17 protein-coding genes are annotated in these 18458 nt (G+C 28.0%); 16 read left to right on the top strand and 1 reads right to left on the bottom strand.

Annotated elements, in window-relative coordinates:
• Positions 1 to 16: 16 nt before the first annotated feature.
• Genes GBG18_RS00930 through GBG18_RS00890 form a run of 9 tightly spaced genes read left to right on the top strand, consistent with a single transcriptional unit; the run spans position 17 to position 10271 of the window.
• On the top strand, positions 17 to 1930 hold the full coding sequence (locus GBG18_RS00930) for a sensor histidine kinase (protein WP_152187525.1): 1914 nt from the start codon (positions 17 to 19) through the stop codon (positions 1928 to 1930).
• 53 nt (positions 1931 to 1983) lie between these two features.
• Positions 1984 to 2493, top strand: a complete 510-nt coding sequence (locus GBG18_RS00925) for a shikimate kinase (protein WP_226896358.1) — start codon at positions 1984 to 1986, stop codon at positions 2491 to 2493.
• Positions 2494 to 3795, top strand: a complete 1302-nt coding sequence (gene hisD / locus GBG18_RS00920; RefSeq protein WP_152187523.1) for a histidinol dehydrogenase — start codon at positions 2494 to 2496, stop codon at positions 3793 to 3795.
• A gap of 11 nt (positions 3796 to 3806) precedes the next feature.
• The gene (locus tag GBG18_RS00915) at positions 3807 to 4109 is read left to right on the top strand and encodes a DUF2018 family protein (RefSeq protein ID WP_152187521.1); all 303 of its coding nucleotides are present in this window, start codon (positions 3807 to 3809) and stop codon (positions 4107 to 4109) included.
• 8 nt (positions 4110 to 4117) lie between these two features.
• Positions 4118 to 5017 carry a polyprenyl synthetase family protein gene (locus GBG18_RS00910; RefSeq protein ID WP_152187520.1) on the top strand — a complete coding sequence of 300 codons (900 nt, stop codon included), beginning with the start codon at positions 4118 to 4120 and terminating at the stop codon, positions 5015 to 5017.
• Complete coding sequence (gene hemA, locus GBG18_RS00905) at positions 5017 to 6309, top strand: glutamyl-tRNA reductase (RefSeq protein WP_152187518.1); 1293 nt, start codon at positions 5017 to 5019, stop codon at positions 6307 to 6309. Before GBG18_RS00910 ends, hemA begins: the two co-directional genes overlap by 1 nt.
• A 16-nt stretch (positions 6310 to 6325) precedes the next feature.
• The gene (locus GBG18_RS00900; RefSeq protein WP_152187516.1) at positions 6326 to 8047 is read left to right on the top strand and encodes a proline--tRNA ligase; all 1722 of its coding nucleotides are present in this window, start codon (positions 6326 to 6328) and stop codon (positions 8045 to 8047) included.
• 21 nt (positions 8048 to 8068) lie between these two features.
• Positions 8069 to 8896 carry a mechanosensitive ion channel family protein gene (locus GBG18_RS00895; RefSeq protein ID WP_152187515.1) on the top strand — a complete coding sequence of 276 codons (828 nt, stop codon included), beginning with the start codon at positions 8069 to 8071 and terminating at the stop codon, positions 8894 to 8896.
• A complete protein-coding gene (locus GBG18_RS00890) occupies positions 8871 to 10271 on the top strand; it encodes a CCA tRNA nucleotidyltransferase (protein ID WP_152187513.1) in 1401 nt (466 codons plus the stop codon). Before GBG18_RS00895 ends, GBG18_RS00890 begins: the two co-directional genes overlap by 26 nt.
• A gap of 15 nt (positions 10272 to 10286) precedes the next feature.
• Here the strand turns inward: GBG18_RS00890 and GBG18_RS00885 are convergent, their stop codons facing one another.
• The gene (locus GBG18_RS00885; RefSeq protein ID WP_152187511.1) at positions 10287 to 11519 is read right to left on the bottom strand and encodes an apolipoprotein N-acyltransferase; all 1233 of its coding nucleotides are present in this window, start codon (positions 11517 to 11519) and stop codon (positions 10287 to 10289) included.
• A 28-nt stretch (positions 11520 to 11547) separates the two neighbouring features.
• Here GBG18_RS00885 and yajC point away from each other — a divergent pair, with 28 nt between their 5' ends.
• From yajC to lptE, 7 genes are all read left to right on the top strand, one after another.
• On the top strand, positions 11548 to 11823 hold the full coding sequence (gene yajC, locus GBG18_RS00880) for a preprotein translocase subunit YajC (protein ID WP_152187510.1): 276 nt from the start codon (positions 11548 to 11550) through the stop codon (positions 11821 to 11823).
• 76 nt (positions 11824 to 11899) lie between these two features.
• Positions 11900 to 13465: a protein translocase subunit SecD gene (gene secD, locus GBG18_RS00875; RefSeq protein WP_152187508.1), complete on the top strand. Its 1566-nt coding sequence runs from the start codon at positions 11900 to 11902 to the stop codon at positions 13463 to 13465.
• On the top strand, positions 13465 to 14433 hold the full coding sequence (gene secF, locus GBG18_RS00870) for a protein translocase subunit SecF (RefSeq protein ID WP_152187506.1): 969 nt from the start codon (positions 13465 to 13467) through the stop codon (positions 14431 to 14433). Before secD ends, secF begins: the two co-directional genes overlap by 1 nt.
• 68 nt (positions 14434 to 14501) lie before the next feature.
• Positions 14502 to 14990 carry a hypothetical protein gene (locus GBG18_RS00865; protein WP_152187505.1) on the top strand — a complete coding sequence of 163 codons (489 nt, stop codon included), beginning with the start codon at positions 14502 to 14504 and terminating at the stop codon, positions 14988 to 14990.
• Positions 14991 to 15098: 108 nt separating this feature from the next.
• Complete coding sequence (locus GBG18_RS00860) at positions 15099 to 15443, top strand: DUF6394 family protein (protein WP_152187503.1); 345 nt, start codon at positions 15099 to 15101, stop codon at positions 15441 to 15443.
• The gene (gene leuS, locus GBG18_RS00855; RefSeq protein ID WP_152187501.1) at positions 15443 to 17908 is read left to right on the top strand and encodes a leucine--tRNA ligase; all 2466 of its coding nucleotides are present in this window, start codon (positions 15443 to 15445) and stop codon (positions 17906 to 17908) included. Before GBG18_RS00860 ends, leuS begins: the two co-directional genes overlap by 1 nt.
• Before the next feature lie 7 nt (positions 17909 to 17915).
• The gene (gene lptE / locus GBG18_RS00850; RefSeq protein WP_226896357.1) at positions 17916 to 18455 is read left to right on the top strand and encodes an LPS assembly lipoprotein LptE; all 540 of its coding nucleotides are present in this window, start codon (positions 17916 to 17918) and stop codon (positions 18453 to 18455) included.
• Positions 18456 to 18458: the final 3 nt, after the last annotated feature.

The raw sequence follows: 18458 nt of genomic DNA, 5'->3' as shown, positions 1-18458 counted from the left end.
AAATACATGGAAAATAATGCTTACCCAAAATGAAACTAAAATACTAAAATTTATAAAATACACTCCCGTAATTATTGTGGCTTTCTTTTCAATAATTATAACTTACATAATCTTTTTAGATAAAAATACACAGTTTAAAAATGATATTGTTGAATTAAGAAAAACATTTTTAAATGAGAATAAAAATAGAATAAATGCAGAAGTTAACAGAATACATAATTATATAGTTTATGAAAAGAAAAATAGTGAAGTACATTTAAAAAAACTAATTAAATTAAAAGTTCAAGAAGCTCATAAAACAATGACTCATATTTATGAAAAATATAAAAGAAGTGAATCCAAAGAACAAATTTTAGAGAGAATAAAAGATGCTTTAAGAGATTATAGATTCAATAATGGAAGAGGGTACTTCTATATTTATGAAAAAACAGGTAAAAATATTATGCTTCCACCTTTACCTAATATGGAAGGTAATGATTTTTGGAATCATAAAGATTCAAAAGGTAGTTTCATATTGCAAGATATGGTTTCATTACTAAAAAAGGAAAATGAACCTTTTTATGAATGGTATTGGTATAAACCAAATGAAAATAAAATCCAAAAAAAGAAAATTGGAATTATAAAAGAGTTTAAGCCTTATAATTTATTCGTAGGAACAGGAGAGTATATTGAAGATTATGAGGAAGAGCTAAAAGAAAAAATTCTTCACTACATTCATAATTTAAAGTATTCCCAAAATGGTTATGTTTTTATTGTTGATTATAATGGTACCTATCTATCTCACATTAAGAAATCCTACATAGGTTTAAATAGAATAACTTTAAAAGATAGTAATAATTTTATGATTACAAAAGAGATTATAAAAACTGCAAAAAATGGTTTTGGTTTTATTACATATATTGGAACAATAAAACCAGAAACTAAACTACCTGCTAAGAAAACAACTTTTGTAAAAGGCTTTGATAGTTGGAATTGGGCAATTGGAACAGGCTTTTATACTGATGAACTTGAAAAACAAATTGCAATAAAAGAGTTACATATTAACAAAGAGAATAAGGAAAATATTTTTAACTTTTTGATTATTAGTATTTTTGTAATATTAATATTTATACTTTTATCTTTTTATATTTCAAAAGTTTTAGAAAAACAATTTTTAAAATATAAAAAAGAAGTAATTTCATATATAAATGCAAATAGAGAAAAAGATAGTATGCTAGCTCAACAATCAAAAATGGCTGCAATGGGTGAAATGTTACAAAATATTGCACATCAATGGAGACAGCCTTTAAGCTCTATTTCTATGCTTTCAAGTGGAGTAAAATTTAAAAAAGAGTTTGGCTTATTAGAGGATAAAGAACTGTTTAAATCAATGGATGATATTAATACTTCTACTAAATATTTATCTCAAACAATTGAAGATTTTAGTGACTTTTTTAACCCAAATAAAAAGATAATTTTGTTCAATCTTGAAAAAACAATAAATAAAGCACTTAATCTTTTAGAAGTACAATTTAAAGATAAAAATATACAGATAATTCAAAATATTGAAAATATAGATATATATGGATATGAAAATGAATTTATACAAGTAATTATTAATATTTGTAATAATGCCCGTGATGAACTTCTTAAATTAAAAATAGAAGAAAAATTAATTATAGTTGATGTACTAAAGAAAAAAGATAATGTACATATTTTAATTAAAGATAATGCAGGTGGAATTAAAAAGAGTATTATTGATAGAATATTTGAACCATACTTTACGACTAAACATAAAAGTCAAGGCACAGGAATTGGTCTTTATATGTCAAGGGAAATTATTGTAAAACATATGAAAGGTGAATTAACTGTTAGAAATGACAAGTTTACTTTTAATAAAAAAGAGTACGAAGGTGCACTTTTTGAATTAATTCTTAACTTTAAAATTTAAGTTAAGAAACCTTTTTATACTCTTTTATTTAACTTTAGATATAATCTTTAACTATGAAAAAGAACAATATAATATTAATAGGTTTTATGGGTGTTGGTAAAGGTACGATTGCAAGAGGACTCGTAAAGAAATCTTCAATGTTTGCAATAGATACTGATGATTTGATTGAAAGTATGGAAAACCGAAAAATTAAAAAAATTTTCGAAAATGAAGGTGAACCATACTTTAGAAATCTAGAAAAAAAGACTGCTATTTGGTTAGAAGAAAATGTATGCAATACAATTATTTCAACTGGCGGTGGTTTTTATAAACAAGAAAATATAAATAATATTGGAAAAGTAGTTTATTTAAAGTCATCTTTTCAAGGGATATTAGACAGAATAAATGAATGTCCAAATGCAGATAAGAAGTTAAAAAAAAGGCCCTTACTTCAAAATTTAGATGAGGCAATAAAGCTTTATGATTCAAGAGTAAGTGATTATGAAAATGTAGCAAATATCATTATTGATGTTGAGAAAAAACCTTTAGAAGATATTATTAACGAGATATTAGGACAGATTTAAATGAAAATTATAAATACAGAAGATTCAAATTTTAAAGAAGAGTTTGATGGAATATTAGCACGTGCAAAAAGTGATATAAAAGGTGTTTCGTCAATAGTTATGAATATTATTGATGAAATAATTGAAGATGGAAATACTGCTGTTAAAAAGCATATTGAAAAGTTTGATAAGTGGGAAGTTAAAGATGATAATGAGCTTTTAATTTCAACTGTTGATATGGAAAATGCTTATAATAATATAGATGAAAAATTAAGAGCTTCTTTGCATACAGCATATGACAGAATTAAAAATTATCATGAAAAACAACTTCCAAAATCATGGATTGATTTTGAAAAAAATGGAACAATTTTAGGACAAAAAGTAAGCGCAGTTGATAAAGCAGGTTTATATATTCCAGGTGGAAAAGCTGCATATCCTAGTTCACTTTTAATGAATGCAATTCCAGCAATTGTTGCAGGTGTTGAAGAAATCGTAGTATGTACGCCAACTCCTGATAATGAAATAAATGAATTAGTTCTCGCTGCTTGTCACCTTTGTGGAATCAAAAAAGCTTATAAAGTAGGTGGAGCTTCAGCAATTGCAGCTATGGCTTATGGAACTGAAACTATTCCTAAAGTTGATGTAATAACAGGTCCAGGAAATATCTTTGTAGCAACTGCAAAAAAATTAGTATTTGGTGAAGTAAATATTGATATGATTGCAGGCCCTTCTGAAATTGGAATACTTGCAGATAGTACTGCAAAACCTAAGTATTTAGCAATAGATTTATTATCTCAAGCAGAGCATGATGAAATGGCTTCTTCAATTTTAATTACAACAGATGCTAATATTGCAAAGCAAACTAGTGTTGAGGTAGAAAACTATCTTAAAACATTAACACGTGAAACAATTGCTAGAACATCTATTGAAAATAGAGGTGTTATTATTGTTGCATCTTCTATGGAAGAGGCACTTGAACTTATGAATGAGATTGCTCCTGAACACTTAGAAGTAATGACAGCTAATGCCTTTGAATTATTACCATATATTAAACATGCAGGTGCGATTTTCTTAGGTGAGAATACTCCTGAGCCAATAGGTGATTATATTGCAGGTCCTAATCATACACTTCCAACTGGAAGTACGGCTAAATTTTATAGCCCATTAAATGTAGAGAATTTTATGAAGAAAAGTTCAATTATTAACTTTTCAAAAAATGCAATAGATGAAGTAGGAGAAGCTTGTGCCCTTTTAGCAGATACAGAAGGTTTAACAGCACATGCTCAATCGGTTAGAGTTAGATTAGAAAATAAAGAGAAATAAAAGGAAATTAAATGTCAGTTTTTAATGATTGGTTAAGTGAAGATGAAGATGATATATTTATGGGAAGCCCTAAATCAAAATTCTTTGATGTAAGTAGAACTGCATCAGAAGAAGTTGTAGAAGATGAATGGGATAAAGTTATTGAAAAGTTAGCAGTATTAGAAATGATGCTTTCTGAAGGAAAAGGTGAAGAGTTTGATATCAATCAAGTTATTAAGCAATACACTTTTGATAATATAGAAAAAGTTAACGCAGTAAAAAAAGGACTTTATGTTGAATTTACTGGTGAGATTATTTGTAGATTAGATTCATAAGGTAGAAAGTGGAAGAATTAGAAGCTGTAAAAAGTCAAATAAAAGAGTTTGTTAAAGAGTGTAATGATGAAAAGAGTTTAGAACTTTTAGAAAAATTAGCAACTGGAAAGATGCTAAGATCTAAACTTATTTTAAAAATTGCTGGTGTAAATGAGCAAAGTATAAAATTATGTGCTGTAGTTGAAATGATTCATGCTGCATCACTTTTACATGATGATGTTATTGATGAAGCAGATACAAGAAGAGGTAAACCTTCTGTAAATGCTTTATATGACAATAAGACATCAATTATGTTTGGAGATATTTTATATTCAAAAGCTTTTACTCAGCTTACTTTAATGGATAAAAAAATTGCTTATACAGTTTCAAATGCAGTAACACTTCTTAGTATTGGAGAGATGTTAGATGTAGATTTAACAAATAGCTTCAATACTTCGTATGAAAAATACAATGATATGATTTATAAAAAAACTGCATCACTAATAGAAGCAGCAGCAAAAGCAGCAGCAATATTAGCAGGTTTAGATGAAGAGAAATACGCTTTATATGGAAAAAACCTAGGCCTTGCTTTTCAAATGGTAGATGATATTTTAGATATCACACAAGATAGTAAGACTTTAGGAAAACCTGCAATGTTAGATTTTGTTGAAGGGAAAGTTACTATTCCTTACCTTTTACTACATGAAAGATTAAAAAATAAATCAAAATTAGAAGAGTTATATAAAAAAGAATTAACTATTGAAGAGTCAGCTTGGATAAAAGAGCAAATGAATGAAACTAAGGCTCTTGAAGATTCTATAAAAATGGCAAAAGATATTGGAAATGAAGCAATACAAGCTGTAAAAGATGAAGAAAATAGTGAAACTTTAGTATTTATAATGAAAGCTATGATTGAAAGAGAGTTTTAATGAGTTATTTAATAATTAGTTTTTCTCATAAAAATACAGATATTGAAATGAGAGAGAAATTAGCTTTTGGGTCTGATGAAGATAAAGATAGATTTATAAGATCAATATTGTCAAATAATGTTACAAAAGAAGCAGTTTTATTATCTACTTGTAATAGAGTTGAAATAATAACAAGATCTATTAATATTAAAAGTGGAGCTAAACTTATTTTAGAAGAACTAGCCAAGTATTCTGGTGTTGATTATGCTCTTTTATATAAAAGAGCTGATATTTATGATAATGACAGTGCCGTTCATCATATCTTTTCTGTTGCTTCTGCTCTTGATTCCCTAGTAATTGGGGAGACTCAAATTGTAGGTCAATTAAAAGATGCTTTTAGATTTTCTCAATCAAAAGGACACTGTTCTCAAAAAATTACAAGGTTAATGCATTTTGCTTTTAAATGTGCAGCGACAGTAAGAAATGCAACATCTTTAGGAACTGGTTCTGTTTCAGTTGCTTCAACAGCAGTTGCAAAAGCTAAAGATATTATAAAAGATACTTGTGGTGTAAAAGCTTTAGTAATTGGAGCTGGAGAGATGAGTGAGTTAACTATTAAACACTTATTATCTTCAGGTTTTGATGTTATTTTAACAAGTAGAGATATTAAAAAAGCACAAAACCTAGCTAATACTTTTGAACAAAATGTAGATGTTGCACCATATGAAAATTTAACTTCATTATTAGGACAAATTCCTGTAATGATAACTGCAACATCAGCACCTTATCCAATTATTACATCTGATAATACTCCAGATGCAAACTTTAATAGATATTGGTTTGATATTGCAGTTCCAAGAGATATTGATGATATTGATAAATCTGGATTAAATATTTATTCAGTAGATGACTTGCAAGATATTGTAAATGAAAATATGAGTTTACGAGCAGAGCAAGCAAAAACTGCATATTCAATCGTAAGTAAAATGTCCTTAGAATTTTATGATTGGTTAAAATCATTAGATATTGAACCAGTTGTAAAAACACTTTATACAAAAGCAGACGATGTTATAGAGAAAAAAGTTCAACATGCGATAAAAAAAGGTTTTATAAAACAAGAAGATGAAGAAAATATTAGAAAACTTTGTCAAACTGTTATAACTGAATATTTACACGCTCCTTCAAAAAAATTAAAAAGTATTTCTAAAAATATGGAATGTGATATTGTTGTAGGAACAATACAAAATATGTTTACATCAAATAGTGATGAAGATAGTGAACAATATAAATGTGAACATTTATCAAAAAAATAAAATAGGAAAATAATTAATGAAATTTACTAATATGTTTATGCCAACTACTAAAGAAACTCCAAGTGATGCGACTTTACCATCTCACCAATTTTTAGTAAGAGGTGGATTTATTTCTCAAAGTGGAGCTGGTCTTTATGATTTTATGCCTTTAGGAAAAATTGTATTAGATAAAATTAGAGCTATTGTAAAAGAAGAAATGGATAACGCTGGAGCAAATGAAATGTTATGCTCTTTTGTAACTCCACAATCTTTTTGGGATGAATCTGGAAGATCATCAACTATGGGTAATGAGCTATTAAGATTTAAAGATAGAAAAAATGCGGAGTATGTATTATCTCCAACAAATGAAGAATCAGTTGTAAATATGGTTAAAAATCGTATTACATCATATAAAAATTTACCAGTAAATCTTTATCATATTAATTTAAAATTTAGAGATGAAGCACGTCCAAGATTTGGTTTAATGAGAGGTAGAGAGTTCTTAATGAAAGATGCTTACTCTTTTCATTCATCGCAAGAAGATTTAGTTAGAGAATTTAATTTAATGGAAGAAACTTATAAAAGAGTTTATCAAAGATTAGGTCTAGAGTTTAGAGTTGTTGAAGCTGATTCTGGTGCTATTGGTGGAAGTGGTTCAAAAGAGTTTCATGTTTTAGCAAATTCAGGTGAAGATACAATTGTTGTATGTCCTGATTGTGAATATGGTGCAAATATTGAAGCAGCTGTTAGAAAGAAAAGACATTTTGATGCCTGGTTTGAAAATACAAATACACCAGCTTCAATGGAAAAAGTACTAACTGAAGATTTAAAAACTATTGAAGAAGTTTCTAATTTCCTAAGTGTTTCAAAAGCTCAAAATATAAAAGCTGTTATGAAAAAAGCGATTTATGATGAGGATTCAAAACCTGTTATCTTCTTTGTAAGAGGTGATGATGAGCTAGAAGAAACTAAAGCTTGTAATGCAGTTGATGCTTTAGATTTAGTAGATATTACAGAAGATGAATTAAAAGATGCTGGATTAACTCCAGGATATTGTGGACCATTTAATTTACCACAAGGTACAATATTTGTAATTGATAGTGAATTAGAAAATGAAATTGGATTAGCTTGTGGAGCTAATGAAGAGCATTATCACTTTGTTAATACAGATTTATCTTTAGTAAAAGATGCTGTTTATAAAGATTTAATTACTGTTCAAGAAGGAGATTCTTGTACTTGTTGTGGTGGAAAACTTGAATATACAAAAGGAATTGAAGCAGGTCATATTTTCCAATTAGGAACAAAATACTCTGAAGCTATGGATGCAAAATTTTTAGATGAAAATGGTAAAGCACAACCTTTTATTATGGGATGTTATGGAATTGGAGTATCTAGATTAGTAGCTGCTGTTATTGAACAAAATCATGATGAAAAAGGTTGTATTTGGACGAAAGAAACTGCTCCTTTTATGGTAGATGTTATTGTTTCAAATGCAAAAAAAGAAGATGAATTAAATGCAGGTTTAAAAATTTACGAAGAGTTAAAATCAAATGGAATTTCAACAATTATAGATGATAGAACTAAAGAGAGATTTGGTTTTAAAATGGGTGATTTTGAATTAATTGGATTCCCATATGCTGTTGTTGTTGGAAAAAAATTACAAGATGGTTTAGTTGAGATTGTAGATAGAAGAGATACCGGTTCTAAAATTGAAATAGCAATTGATGAAGTTGCTACTAAATTAAAAGAACTAATATAAAAAAGTGAGATAAAAAATTAAATGAATGAATATTTTAACGAAGAAAAAATACAAAGTATAATAGAAATGATTATACCTTATGTTGTAAACTTAGGTATTGCTATTGTTGTATTTATTATAGGTAAATGGTTAGCTAGAAAAATTACAAATATAGTAGTATCAATTTTAAAAAGAATAAAAGGTATTGATGTAACACTTGTAAAGTTTATTGAAAATATAGTTTATTATATTTTAATGATGGTAGTTATTTTAACTGCATTATCAAAATTAGGTGTTGAAACTACGTCATTCTTTGCAATCTTAGGAGCTGCTGGTTTAGCTATTGGTTTAGCTTTAAAAGATTCACTTGGTAACTTTGCTTCAGGTGTTATGTTAATTATGTTTAAGCCTTTTAAAGTTGGAGATTTTGTTACAGTTGCAGGAGTTTCAGGAACTGTAAATGAAATATCAATTTTCTCTTCAATTTTAACAACTGGAGATAATCAAAGAATGATTGTACCAAATGGCTCAATTATTGCAGGAACAATTGTAAATGTAAATGCAAACCCTACTAGAAGAGTAGATTTAGTTGTTGGAATTGGTTATGATGATGATATTAAAAAAGCAAAAAATGTTTTAACAAATATTTTAGAATCAAATGAAAAAATCCTTCAAGAAAAAGGTTTAACAGTTGCAGTTTCTGAATTAGCAGATTCTTCTGTAAACTTTGTTGTTCGTGCTTGGGTTAATACTCCTGATTATTGGGCTGTAAAATTTGCTTTAACAGAAGAAGTTAAAACAAGATTTGATCAAGAGGGTATTTCTATTCCTTATCCACAACAAGATGTTCATCACCACAATCAAGCCTAATATCCCTTTAATATTAGAAGAGATTCTTCAAAATCTACAAGAAATAGGAGCTACTCCTATTTTAGTAGGTGGATGTGTACGTGATGCATTACTTCAAATTCCATGTAAAGATTATGATGTTGAAATCTTTGGAATAAACTCTTTAGACTCTATTTTAAAACACTTAGAAAAATATGGACCTGTAAAACTTGTAGGAAAATCTTTTGGAGTTCTTACTTTAAAAGTTGAGTCTTATGATTTTGATTTTGCCTTAGCCCGAACTGAAAAGAAAATTGGATTAAGTCATCAAGATTTTGAAGTTACTACAAATGCAAATCTAAGCTTTAAGCAAGCTGCTTTAAGACGTGATTTTACTATTAACTCAATAGGGTATGATTTTGTTAAAGAGAGCTATCTAGATCCTTATAATGGAATAGATGACTTAAAGAATAAAAAAATTAGACATATAAATGATAGCACTTTCATAGAAGACCCTTTAAGAGTTTATAGAGCAATACAATTTGCTTCAAGATTTGAGTTTAATATTGATAATAAAACAAAAGAACTTTGCAGACAAATGGTTTTAAATGATGATTTATCACACTTAGCAAAAGAGAGAGTTTATGAAGAGTTTAAAAAACTATTTTTAAAATCATTAAAACCTTCAATTGGCTTTGAACTTTTAAAAGAGTTAGAAGTTTTAAACTATTTTCCAGAATTAAAAGCATTAGTAAACTGTGAGCAAGAAAAAGAGTATCACCCTGAGGGCGATGTTTGGGTTCATACTTTAATGACTTTAGATGAAATGGCAAAGATTATAAAAAAAGAAAGAATAGAAGATGAATATAGAATTTTATATCTTTTTTATGCAATTTTATGTCATGACTTAGGAAAGCCATATTGTACAGAACTTATAAATGGAAAAATTACAGCATATAAGCATGAAAGTTTAGGGATTGAACCAACAGTTTCTTTTTTATCAAAACTTACAAATGAGAGTAGATTTATACAGATAGTGATACCTTTAGTTAAAAATCACTTAGCACCTTTTCAACTATTTAAAGATGAATCTTCTTTAAAAGCAGTAAAAAGATTATCTTTAAAATGTAATATTGAAGATTTATGTCTAGTTTGTCTAGCAGATTGTAAAGGTAGAACAATTCCAAATAAAGATATCTGTGATAATGCAGTTTCTTGGCTTTTAGAAAAAGCCAGAGAATTAAATATCTCATCAGCTGCCCTTAAGTCACTTATTCAAGGAAGAGATTTAATACTTTTAGGAATGAAACCAAGTAAAGAGTTTAAGATAATATTAAATTTTGCACTTGATTTACAAATAGATGAAAACTTGAATAAAGAAGAGATTCTTCAAAGAATTAAAGAAAAATATCTTTAATTCTAGATTTAGAACTTAAGGTCTAAATATAAAGTTATTACTTCCATTTACTACATGAAATATTGTCACATTATATTTTTTTGAATAATATCTTAGAAGTAATTTTTGTAAAGTTGGCTCAATTGATGGTGTAAACCATGCATTATTTGATGTAGCAATCATATATTTTACATCGTTTAAGTTCTCAAAAATTTTATCTGTTGTTGCTTCATAACAAATTGCATTTCTAAATTTTTGATTATTTATTACAAAATCTGTTGGTTTTTTTGCCTTAGAATAATCTTGTGCACCATCATAAAGAATATCATTTATTAAATCAACAAAGAACTTAGGAAGTGGTATTTCTTCTCCAAATGGAACTAGTACTAACTTCTTAGCAATTTGAATATCTCCATTTGAAATATAATAAGTTGCATTATAAAACTGCTCGTTTTCTAAGTATAAAGAACCTGTAATAATATCTATTTTATAAGATTTGTTTTTTAAAATTGCAAGTAATTCTTCACTCTTATTTAAGATAGTTGGAAATGCAGTTTCAGGTAGAATAACTAAATCTTTTTTATTATAAATGGCATTATCTATATATTCAAAATTTTTCTTAAATACCGTAGCTTGGTAATCTTTTTCCCATTTAAGATTTTGTTTAATATTTAATTGAGGCATTGATATTTTTGCATCTGGATTATCTATATATATTCCACTTTGAGAAGAAAAAGCAAAAAGAAGTGGAAGAATTGAAAGAATTTTCATTCTTTTTAGTTTTGCCATCATAAATAAAGATACTAAAATTAATGCAAAATCTTCTTTTGAAGTACCTAAATATGAGTCAATAAAAAGTAGCTCAAATTTCATCCAATTAAAGCCAAATGGCGCTATAAAAGTGAATGCAAAAATTGCTATTATTCTAAAATAAATTTTATCATATAGTGTAAAAAGTAAAAAAATAAATCCATAAGCAAATCCAATAGCTATTAATAAAACAGGTGTTAAAAATATTAAATCATAATATTTTAAACTAATAGCCATCCAATAACACCATAAAATACCTGTAGCAAAACCTGCTATAAATACAGCTTTTCTTGGAATTGTAAGTAAAAAATAAAGGCCTAAAAGTCCTAATATAGTATTTATAAATCGATATTCAATGTCAAAATAGCTTAAGTATATAAAAGCACTTAATAAAATAGCTGTAATCAAGCCCTTTATTATGAAATTTTTGTTAAAATTATCGCGTTTTACTAAAAACAAAATAAACTACTTATAAAAAGGAAATTTAATGGATAGTTCAAGTACTGATTTATTAAGCTCATTGTTACCTCTTGTTGCATTATTTGCAATATTTTACTTCTTAATTATTAGACCACAACAAAAACAAGCGAAAGCTCATAAAGAAATGGTTACTAATTTAAAGAAAGGTGATAAAATTGTAACAAATGGAGGCTTAATCGTAGAAGTTTCTAATGTAACTGAAGATAGTCTTACTGTTAAGAACAGTGATGGTTCAGAAATGAAACTTGTAAAAGAGTTCGTTTCAAAACTTTTAGAAGACTAAATTTCATTATTTAAAACATGTAATAAATTTACATGTTTTATACTTCCTAATACAAAACCCTTACTAAGGACCAAGATTGAAAATCTTTAATTATAGACTTGTTATATTTGCTCTAAGTATAATATTTGGTGTTGTTTTTGCAATTCCATCACTTATGCAAACTGACAGTGGAAAAAAAATATCTCTAGGACTTGATTTACAAGGTGGGCTTCACATGAGGCTTGGTGTAAATACACACGAAGCAGTTACATCTAAAATCAAAACAATTGCAACAGCTGTAAAATATTATGCAGATGATGAAGACTTACTTATTGATGGATTATCTATTGATGGAGATAGCGTTATCTTTACTGTTTTAGATAAAGATGAAATTCCTAAAATGGATGAAATGTTAAAACAAATAAAAGGTTTAGATATTTCAAAAAATGATTTATCTTATACTTTAATATTAAGTAATGAAGATATTGAAAAAACAAAAGACTTAGCTGTTTCTCAAGCTGTTGAAACTATTAGAAATAGGCTTGACCAATTTGGACTTGCAGAACCTAGTGTTGTAAGACAAGGTGAGACTGCTATTGTTGTTGAACTTCCAGGAATTAAAACTCAAGCTGAAGAAAAGGCTGCACGTGAGCTTATTTCAAAGCCTGCTAATCTAGAATTAATGGCTGTTGATGAAGAAAGAGCTGATCAAGTATATACTTTATCAAGAGCACAAGCTGCTGAATATGGTGATATAATCTTAGAAGATACTAGAGATCCAAATAGAAAATATCTTGTAAAAGAAATTCCTATTTTAAATGGTTCTCAAGTTGTAGATGCTCAAGTTGCATTTGATCAAGGAAATCAGCCTATTATTAACTTTACATTAAACTCTACAGGTGCTAGAATTTTTGGAGATTTTACAGGTAAAAGTGTAGGAAAAAGATTAGCAGTTGTTTTAGATGGAAAAGTTTATTCTGCTCCAAATATTAGAGAAAGAATTGGTGGCGGTTCTGGTCAAATTTCTGGTGGTTTTACAACTTCTGAAGCTGGAAATGTTGCTATTGCTTTAAGATCAGGAGCTCTTCCAGCAAGTGTAAATTTATTAGAAAAAAGATCAGTTGGACCATCTTTAGGTGCTGATTCTATTAAAGCTTCAACAATTGCTTTAATTTCTGGTTTTCTAATAGTATTTGTATTTATGATAGTTTATTATAGACGTGCAGGTGTAATTGCAAATATTGCACTAGTTACAAATATTTTCATAATTATTTCAGTTATGGCAATGTTTGGAGCAACACTTACTTTACCTGGTATGGCAGGAATTGTATTAACAGTTGGTATGGCTGTTGATGCTAATGTTATTATTAGTGAAAGAATTAGAGAGTTATTAAAAGCTGGTGTATCTGTTCAAAAGTCAATTGAAGATGGATATGCAAATGCTATGAGAGCAATTTTAGATGCAAATATTACAACTTTATTAGTTGCAGTTATTCTTTATGCTTATGGAACAGGAGCTATTAAAGGTTTTGCAATTACTATCTCAATTGGTATTTTAGCATCAATGTTAACAGCAATTTTAGGTACTCATGGTATTTACGAAGCATTACTTGGAAAAATATCAAAAGATAAAGACTTAAAAAAATGGTTTGGAGTTAGCTAATGGAAATTTTTAAATCAGGTAAAGTTTATAATTTTATGGGAAAAAGATTGCCTTTCTTAGGCTTATCTTCTTTATTAGTTATTGCTTCAATTGTTTTATTATTAACTAAAGGGGTAAACTTTGGTATTGATTTTGCAGGCGGTACTATTGTTCAAGTTAAATATGAACAAAAAGCTCCTATAGATGATATTAGAGATACTTTAAAAAAGACAAATTATGCAAAGGCATCAATTACAGAGTTTGGAAGCCCCCAAGAGGTTGTAATAAGAATTACAGGTTCATCTTCTGATATTGCAAATGATATTGGTGATGAAATGCATGTTTTATTAAAAACTACTGGTGAGTTTGAAATAAGAAGAGTTGATATAGTTGGACCAAAAGTTGGTGGAGAATTACGAGAAAAAGGTATAATGGCATTAGCTTTATCTTTAATTGTGATTTTAGCTTATGTATCATTTAGATTTGAATGGCGATTTGCTGTTGCTTCAATTCTTGCTTTAGCTCACGATATTATTATTGCATTAGGTGCAATTAGTTTGTTTAATGTTGAAGTTAATCTTGATATTTTAGCAGCAATTCTTACAATTTTAGGATACTCTTTAAATGATACAATTATTGTATTTGATAGAGTTAGAGAAGGTGTTCAAACTTCTAAAGAATCTATATTAGAAAAAGTAGTAAATGAGTCAGTTAGTAGAACTTTATCAAGAACTACGCTTACTTCATTAACTACATTCTTTGTTGTTGTAACACTTTATTTATTTGGTGGTGAGATTATTAATGGATTTGCATTTACAATGCTTGTAGGTGTTATTGTAGGTACATATTCATCTATTTTTGTAGCTGCATCATTTTTAGTACAACTGAAATTTTCAATTGCTGATTTTAGATCTAAAGAAGCAGATAAATTGAAAAGACAAAAAGAAAAAGATAAAATTAGAGCAATGTACGAACAAGGTACAATGTAGTTAGAAAATAAAAGAAGAGTCTTTCTCTTCTTTTAAATAAAATTTATATACTTGAAAAGAAATATAATATGAAAACAGATATTTTGACTAAGTCTAAAAACGTTTTATATAAATTTGATAAAATCACATCAAACAATGGTAAAGATAGAATATTAGCACTAATATGGATATTTATTCTAGAATTCACTTCAACTGTCTTAGAGTATGAGTACTTAGATACTTCAGAACAATATATTTTTCATATGGAAGATGGTTTAACAAAAGAAATATTTATTGCCTCTTTATTTGTACTTTTTATTTGGTATAGTGTTTATAGTATTGTTTTTATGTATAGAAAACAGTTTATTACTCTTGCTTTATATGGTTCTGTTTGTATATATTTGCTTATTACTCATGATATTACTTTTAATTTATTAATACATAATTTAAATCCTGGTAATTTATTTGAAAATGGCTTTGGTTTTTATTTACTTATTCAACTATTTTTAAAATTAATCATCACTTATCTAGTAATTAAAATGTTAATTTCAATTAAAAAACAAAAACAAAAAGAGTAAAACACAAACTTTTTAAAACCCCATCTTAAAGATAATAAAAGCAATTTATTATCAAAATTTAGCTATTATCTCTTTTAAATTTAAAAGTAAAATTATAAAAGGATTCAAATGGATTGGGGTAAAGTAACTTACATATTTTTTTCACTAATGTCATTAACAACTACTGCAGGATTTCTGTATGAGCAAAATGAGATTGCATTATTTATTGCAGCTGGTGTAAATGTTATATCAACAATATTAAAACTTGGTGTTAAAAATTTACTTGCAGCAGAATTATTAGCAAGTTCTTTAGTAGCTGATTTACATCTAATTCCTGCTTTTATGGTATTAACTTTTATGAATGATATATCTTTAGCAATTTCTTTAGCTATTGGTGCAGTTGTGGCAAATGTTTTCTCAATTGCCCTAGCATTAATTGAAAGTGCGAAAAGTCAAGATAAGGAAGAGTTTTAATGGAATACAATGCAAAAGCAATTGAAGATAAATGGCAAAAATTTTGGACAGAAAATAAATCTTTTGAGCCAAGTGATAATCAAGATAAAGAAAAAAAATATATTCTAAGTATGTTCCCATACCCAAGTGGTAGAATTCATATGGGACATGTTAGAAATTATTGTCTAGGTGATGCTTTTGCTAGACATTTTAGAAAATCAGATTTTAATGTTTTACATCCAATAGGATGGGATAGTTTTGGAATGCCTGCTGAAAATGCAGCTATAAAACATAAATCACATCCAAAAAAATGGACTTACGAAAATATAGATTATATGAGAGATGAATTAAGAAGTTTAGGTTTATCTTTTTCTGAAACTAGAGAATTCGCAACTTCAGATGAATTATACACAAAATGGGAACAAGAGTTTATCATTAAAATGTATGAAGAGAAGTTATTATATAGAAAGTCAACAACAGTAAATTGGTGTGAGCCTTGTCATACAGTTTTAGCAAATGAACAAGTAGAAGAGGGATGTTGTTGGAGATGTGATACTCCTGTTGAACAAAAAGAGATGCCAGGATATTATATTGGTATTACTCAATACGCACAAGAACTTTTAGATGATTTAGATGGACTAAAAGATACTTGGCCATCACAAGTTTTAACAATGCAAGAAAACTGGATTGGAAGAAGCGAAGGCTTAGAGTTTAAATTTGAATTATCAAAAGATTCAAAAAATAAATTAAATAGATCTTTTTCAAAATATTTAGTATTTACAACTAGACCAGATACTGTTTATGGAATCTCTTATTCTGCTTTAGCACCTGAACATCCAATTGTAAAGTATATTTTAGAGCATAAACTTTTACCACAAAAGAAACTAGATGCTATTAAAGATATGCAAAAAGTTAGTGAAAGAGACAGAGCAACTCAAGATAAAGAGGGTATCTCTTTAGAAATTGATGTTATGCATCCTTTAACAGGAGAAACTATTCCAGTATGGGTTGCAAACTTCGTTTTAGCATCTTATGGTGGAGGTGCCGTTATGGCAGTACCAGCTCATGACCAAAGAGATTTTGAATTTGCAAAACAGTATGATTTACCAATTACACAAGTAATTGTAGGAAAGGATGGATTAATTGAGAAACAAACTGAAGCCTTTACAGGTGAGGGTGAACTTATTAATTCAGAAAGTTTTACTGGATTAAAAAATACTAAAGCTAAAAAAGCGATTATTTATCATTTTGAACAAAACTCTTTAGGTATTAAAAAAGTTAACTTTAAACTAAGAGACTGGGGTATTTCAAGACAAAGATATTGGGGAGCGCCTATTCCTTTTGTACATTGTGACTCTTGTGGTTTAGTTCCTGAAAAAACAGAAAACTTACCAATTGCATTACCTGAAGATGTTGAAATTACAGGAGAGGGAAATCCTTTAGATACTCATCCTACATGGAAACATTGTGCTTGTCCAAAATGTGGAAAACCTGCTTTAAGAGAAACTGATACTTTAGATACATTTGTTCAATCTTCTTGGTATTTTTTAAGATATGCAACAAATCCTAAAAAATGGAATGATGAGGGAATATCTAAAGCCGATAGTGATTATTGGATGGATGTTGATCAATATATTGGTGGAATAGAACATGCAATTTTACACCTTTTATATGCAAGGTTTTTTACAAAAGCACTAAACTCTTTAGGATATACAAACTCTAAAGAGCCTTTTAAAAAACTACTTACTCAAGGAATGGTTTTAAAAGATGGCTCTAAAATGTCAAAATCAAAAGGAAATGTTGTTGATCCTGATTTAATTATTGAAAAATATGGAGCAGATACAGCAAGATTATTTATGATGTTCGCTGCACCTCCTACAAAAGAATTAGAGTGGAATGATTCAGCAGTTGATGGAGCTTTTAGATTTATTAAAAAGTTTTTTGAAAGAGCTTCTAATGTTACAAGTTCAGCAGTTCAGAACTTTAAAAGTATTGATCACAAATCTTTATCTAAAGATGAAAAAAATGCAAGAAAAAAAGTTTATGAAGCTTTACAAAAGTCAAATGAAGTATTCAATAAAACATATACTTTCAATACTTTAATTGCAGCTTCAATGGAAGCATTAAATGCTTTATCAGCACAAGAAAATGAAGATGTTTGGGCAGAGGGTTATTATATATTATCAAATATTTTAGAGCCTATTATTCCTCATGCTTCATGGGAAATATCAAATGCATTATTCAAGCAAGAGAACTTTAATGATAAACTTGAAGTAAAGCCTGAAGTGTTTGAAATGGATTCACTTGTTTTAGCTGTTACAATTAATGGTAAGAAAAGATGTGAAATTGAAGTTGAACCAAATGCTTCAAAAGAAGATATTTTAACAATTGCAAAAGAAAGTTCTTTAAAGTGGATTGAAAATAAAGAGATTATTAAAGAGATTGTTGTTCCAAATAAATTAGTAAATCTAGTAATAAAAGGATAATTAAAGTATGAAAAGTATAAATAATGTAAGAAAAGTACTATTTGTACTTTTCACTTTAAGTCTTTGTTTTTTTACTCTTAGCGGATGTGGATATAAACCAAGTGTTTCATATGCAAAAAAAGAACTTTCAGGAAAGGTTTTTGTAAAGCTATTTATTGATTTGAAAGATCCAAGAAATGCAGTTTTAATTAAAGATGCAATGAATCAATTATTGGTGCAAAAACTTAATTCAAAACTTGTATATGATGAAGCACTTGCTGATACTATTATGAATATTAAGATCACATCTGTAAGTATGACTACTTTACAATATGATGCAGATGGATACAATAATTTATATAGAGCAAAAGTAAATATTGGTGTAAACTATAATAACAAAGAAGAAAAAATAACAAGAAACTTTACAGTTAGTGGTGAGAATGACTTTTCCTTAGGAAGTAGTACTACAATTACTGATACAAAACGTTTTGATGCAATAAAAAGTGCTTCAGATGATGCTTTAGATGAAGTATTATCAAAAATTGCAGTAGCATCTTTTAAAAAATAATCA

This window comes from Poseidonibacter ostreae, assembly GCF_009208075.1.
GTDB classification, from domain to species: Bacteria; Campylobacterota; Campylobacteria; order Campylobacterales; family Arcobacteraceae; genus Poseidonibacter; species Poseidonibacter ostreae.
Note: the sequence above shows the minus strand (reverse complement) of the source record. Positions and strands in the feature narration are given on the sequence as shown.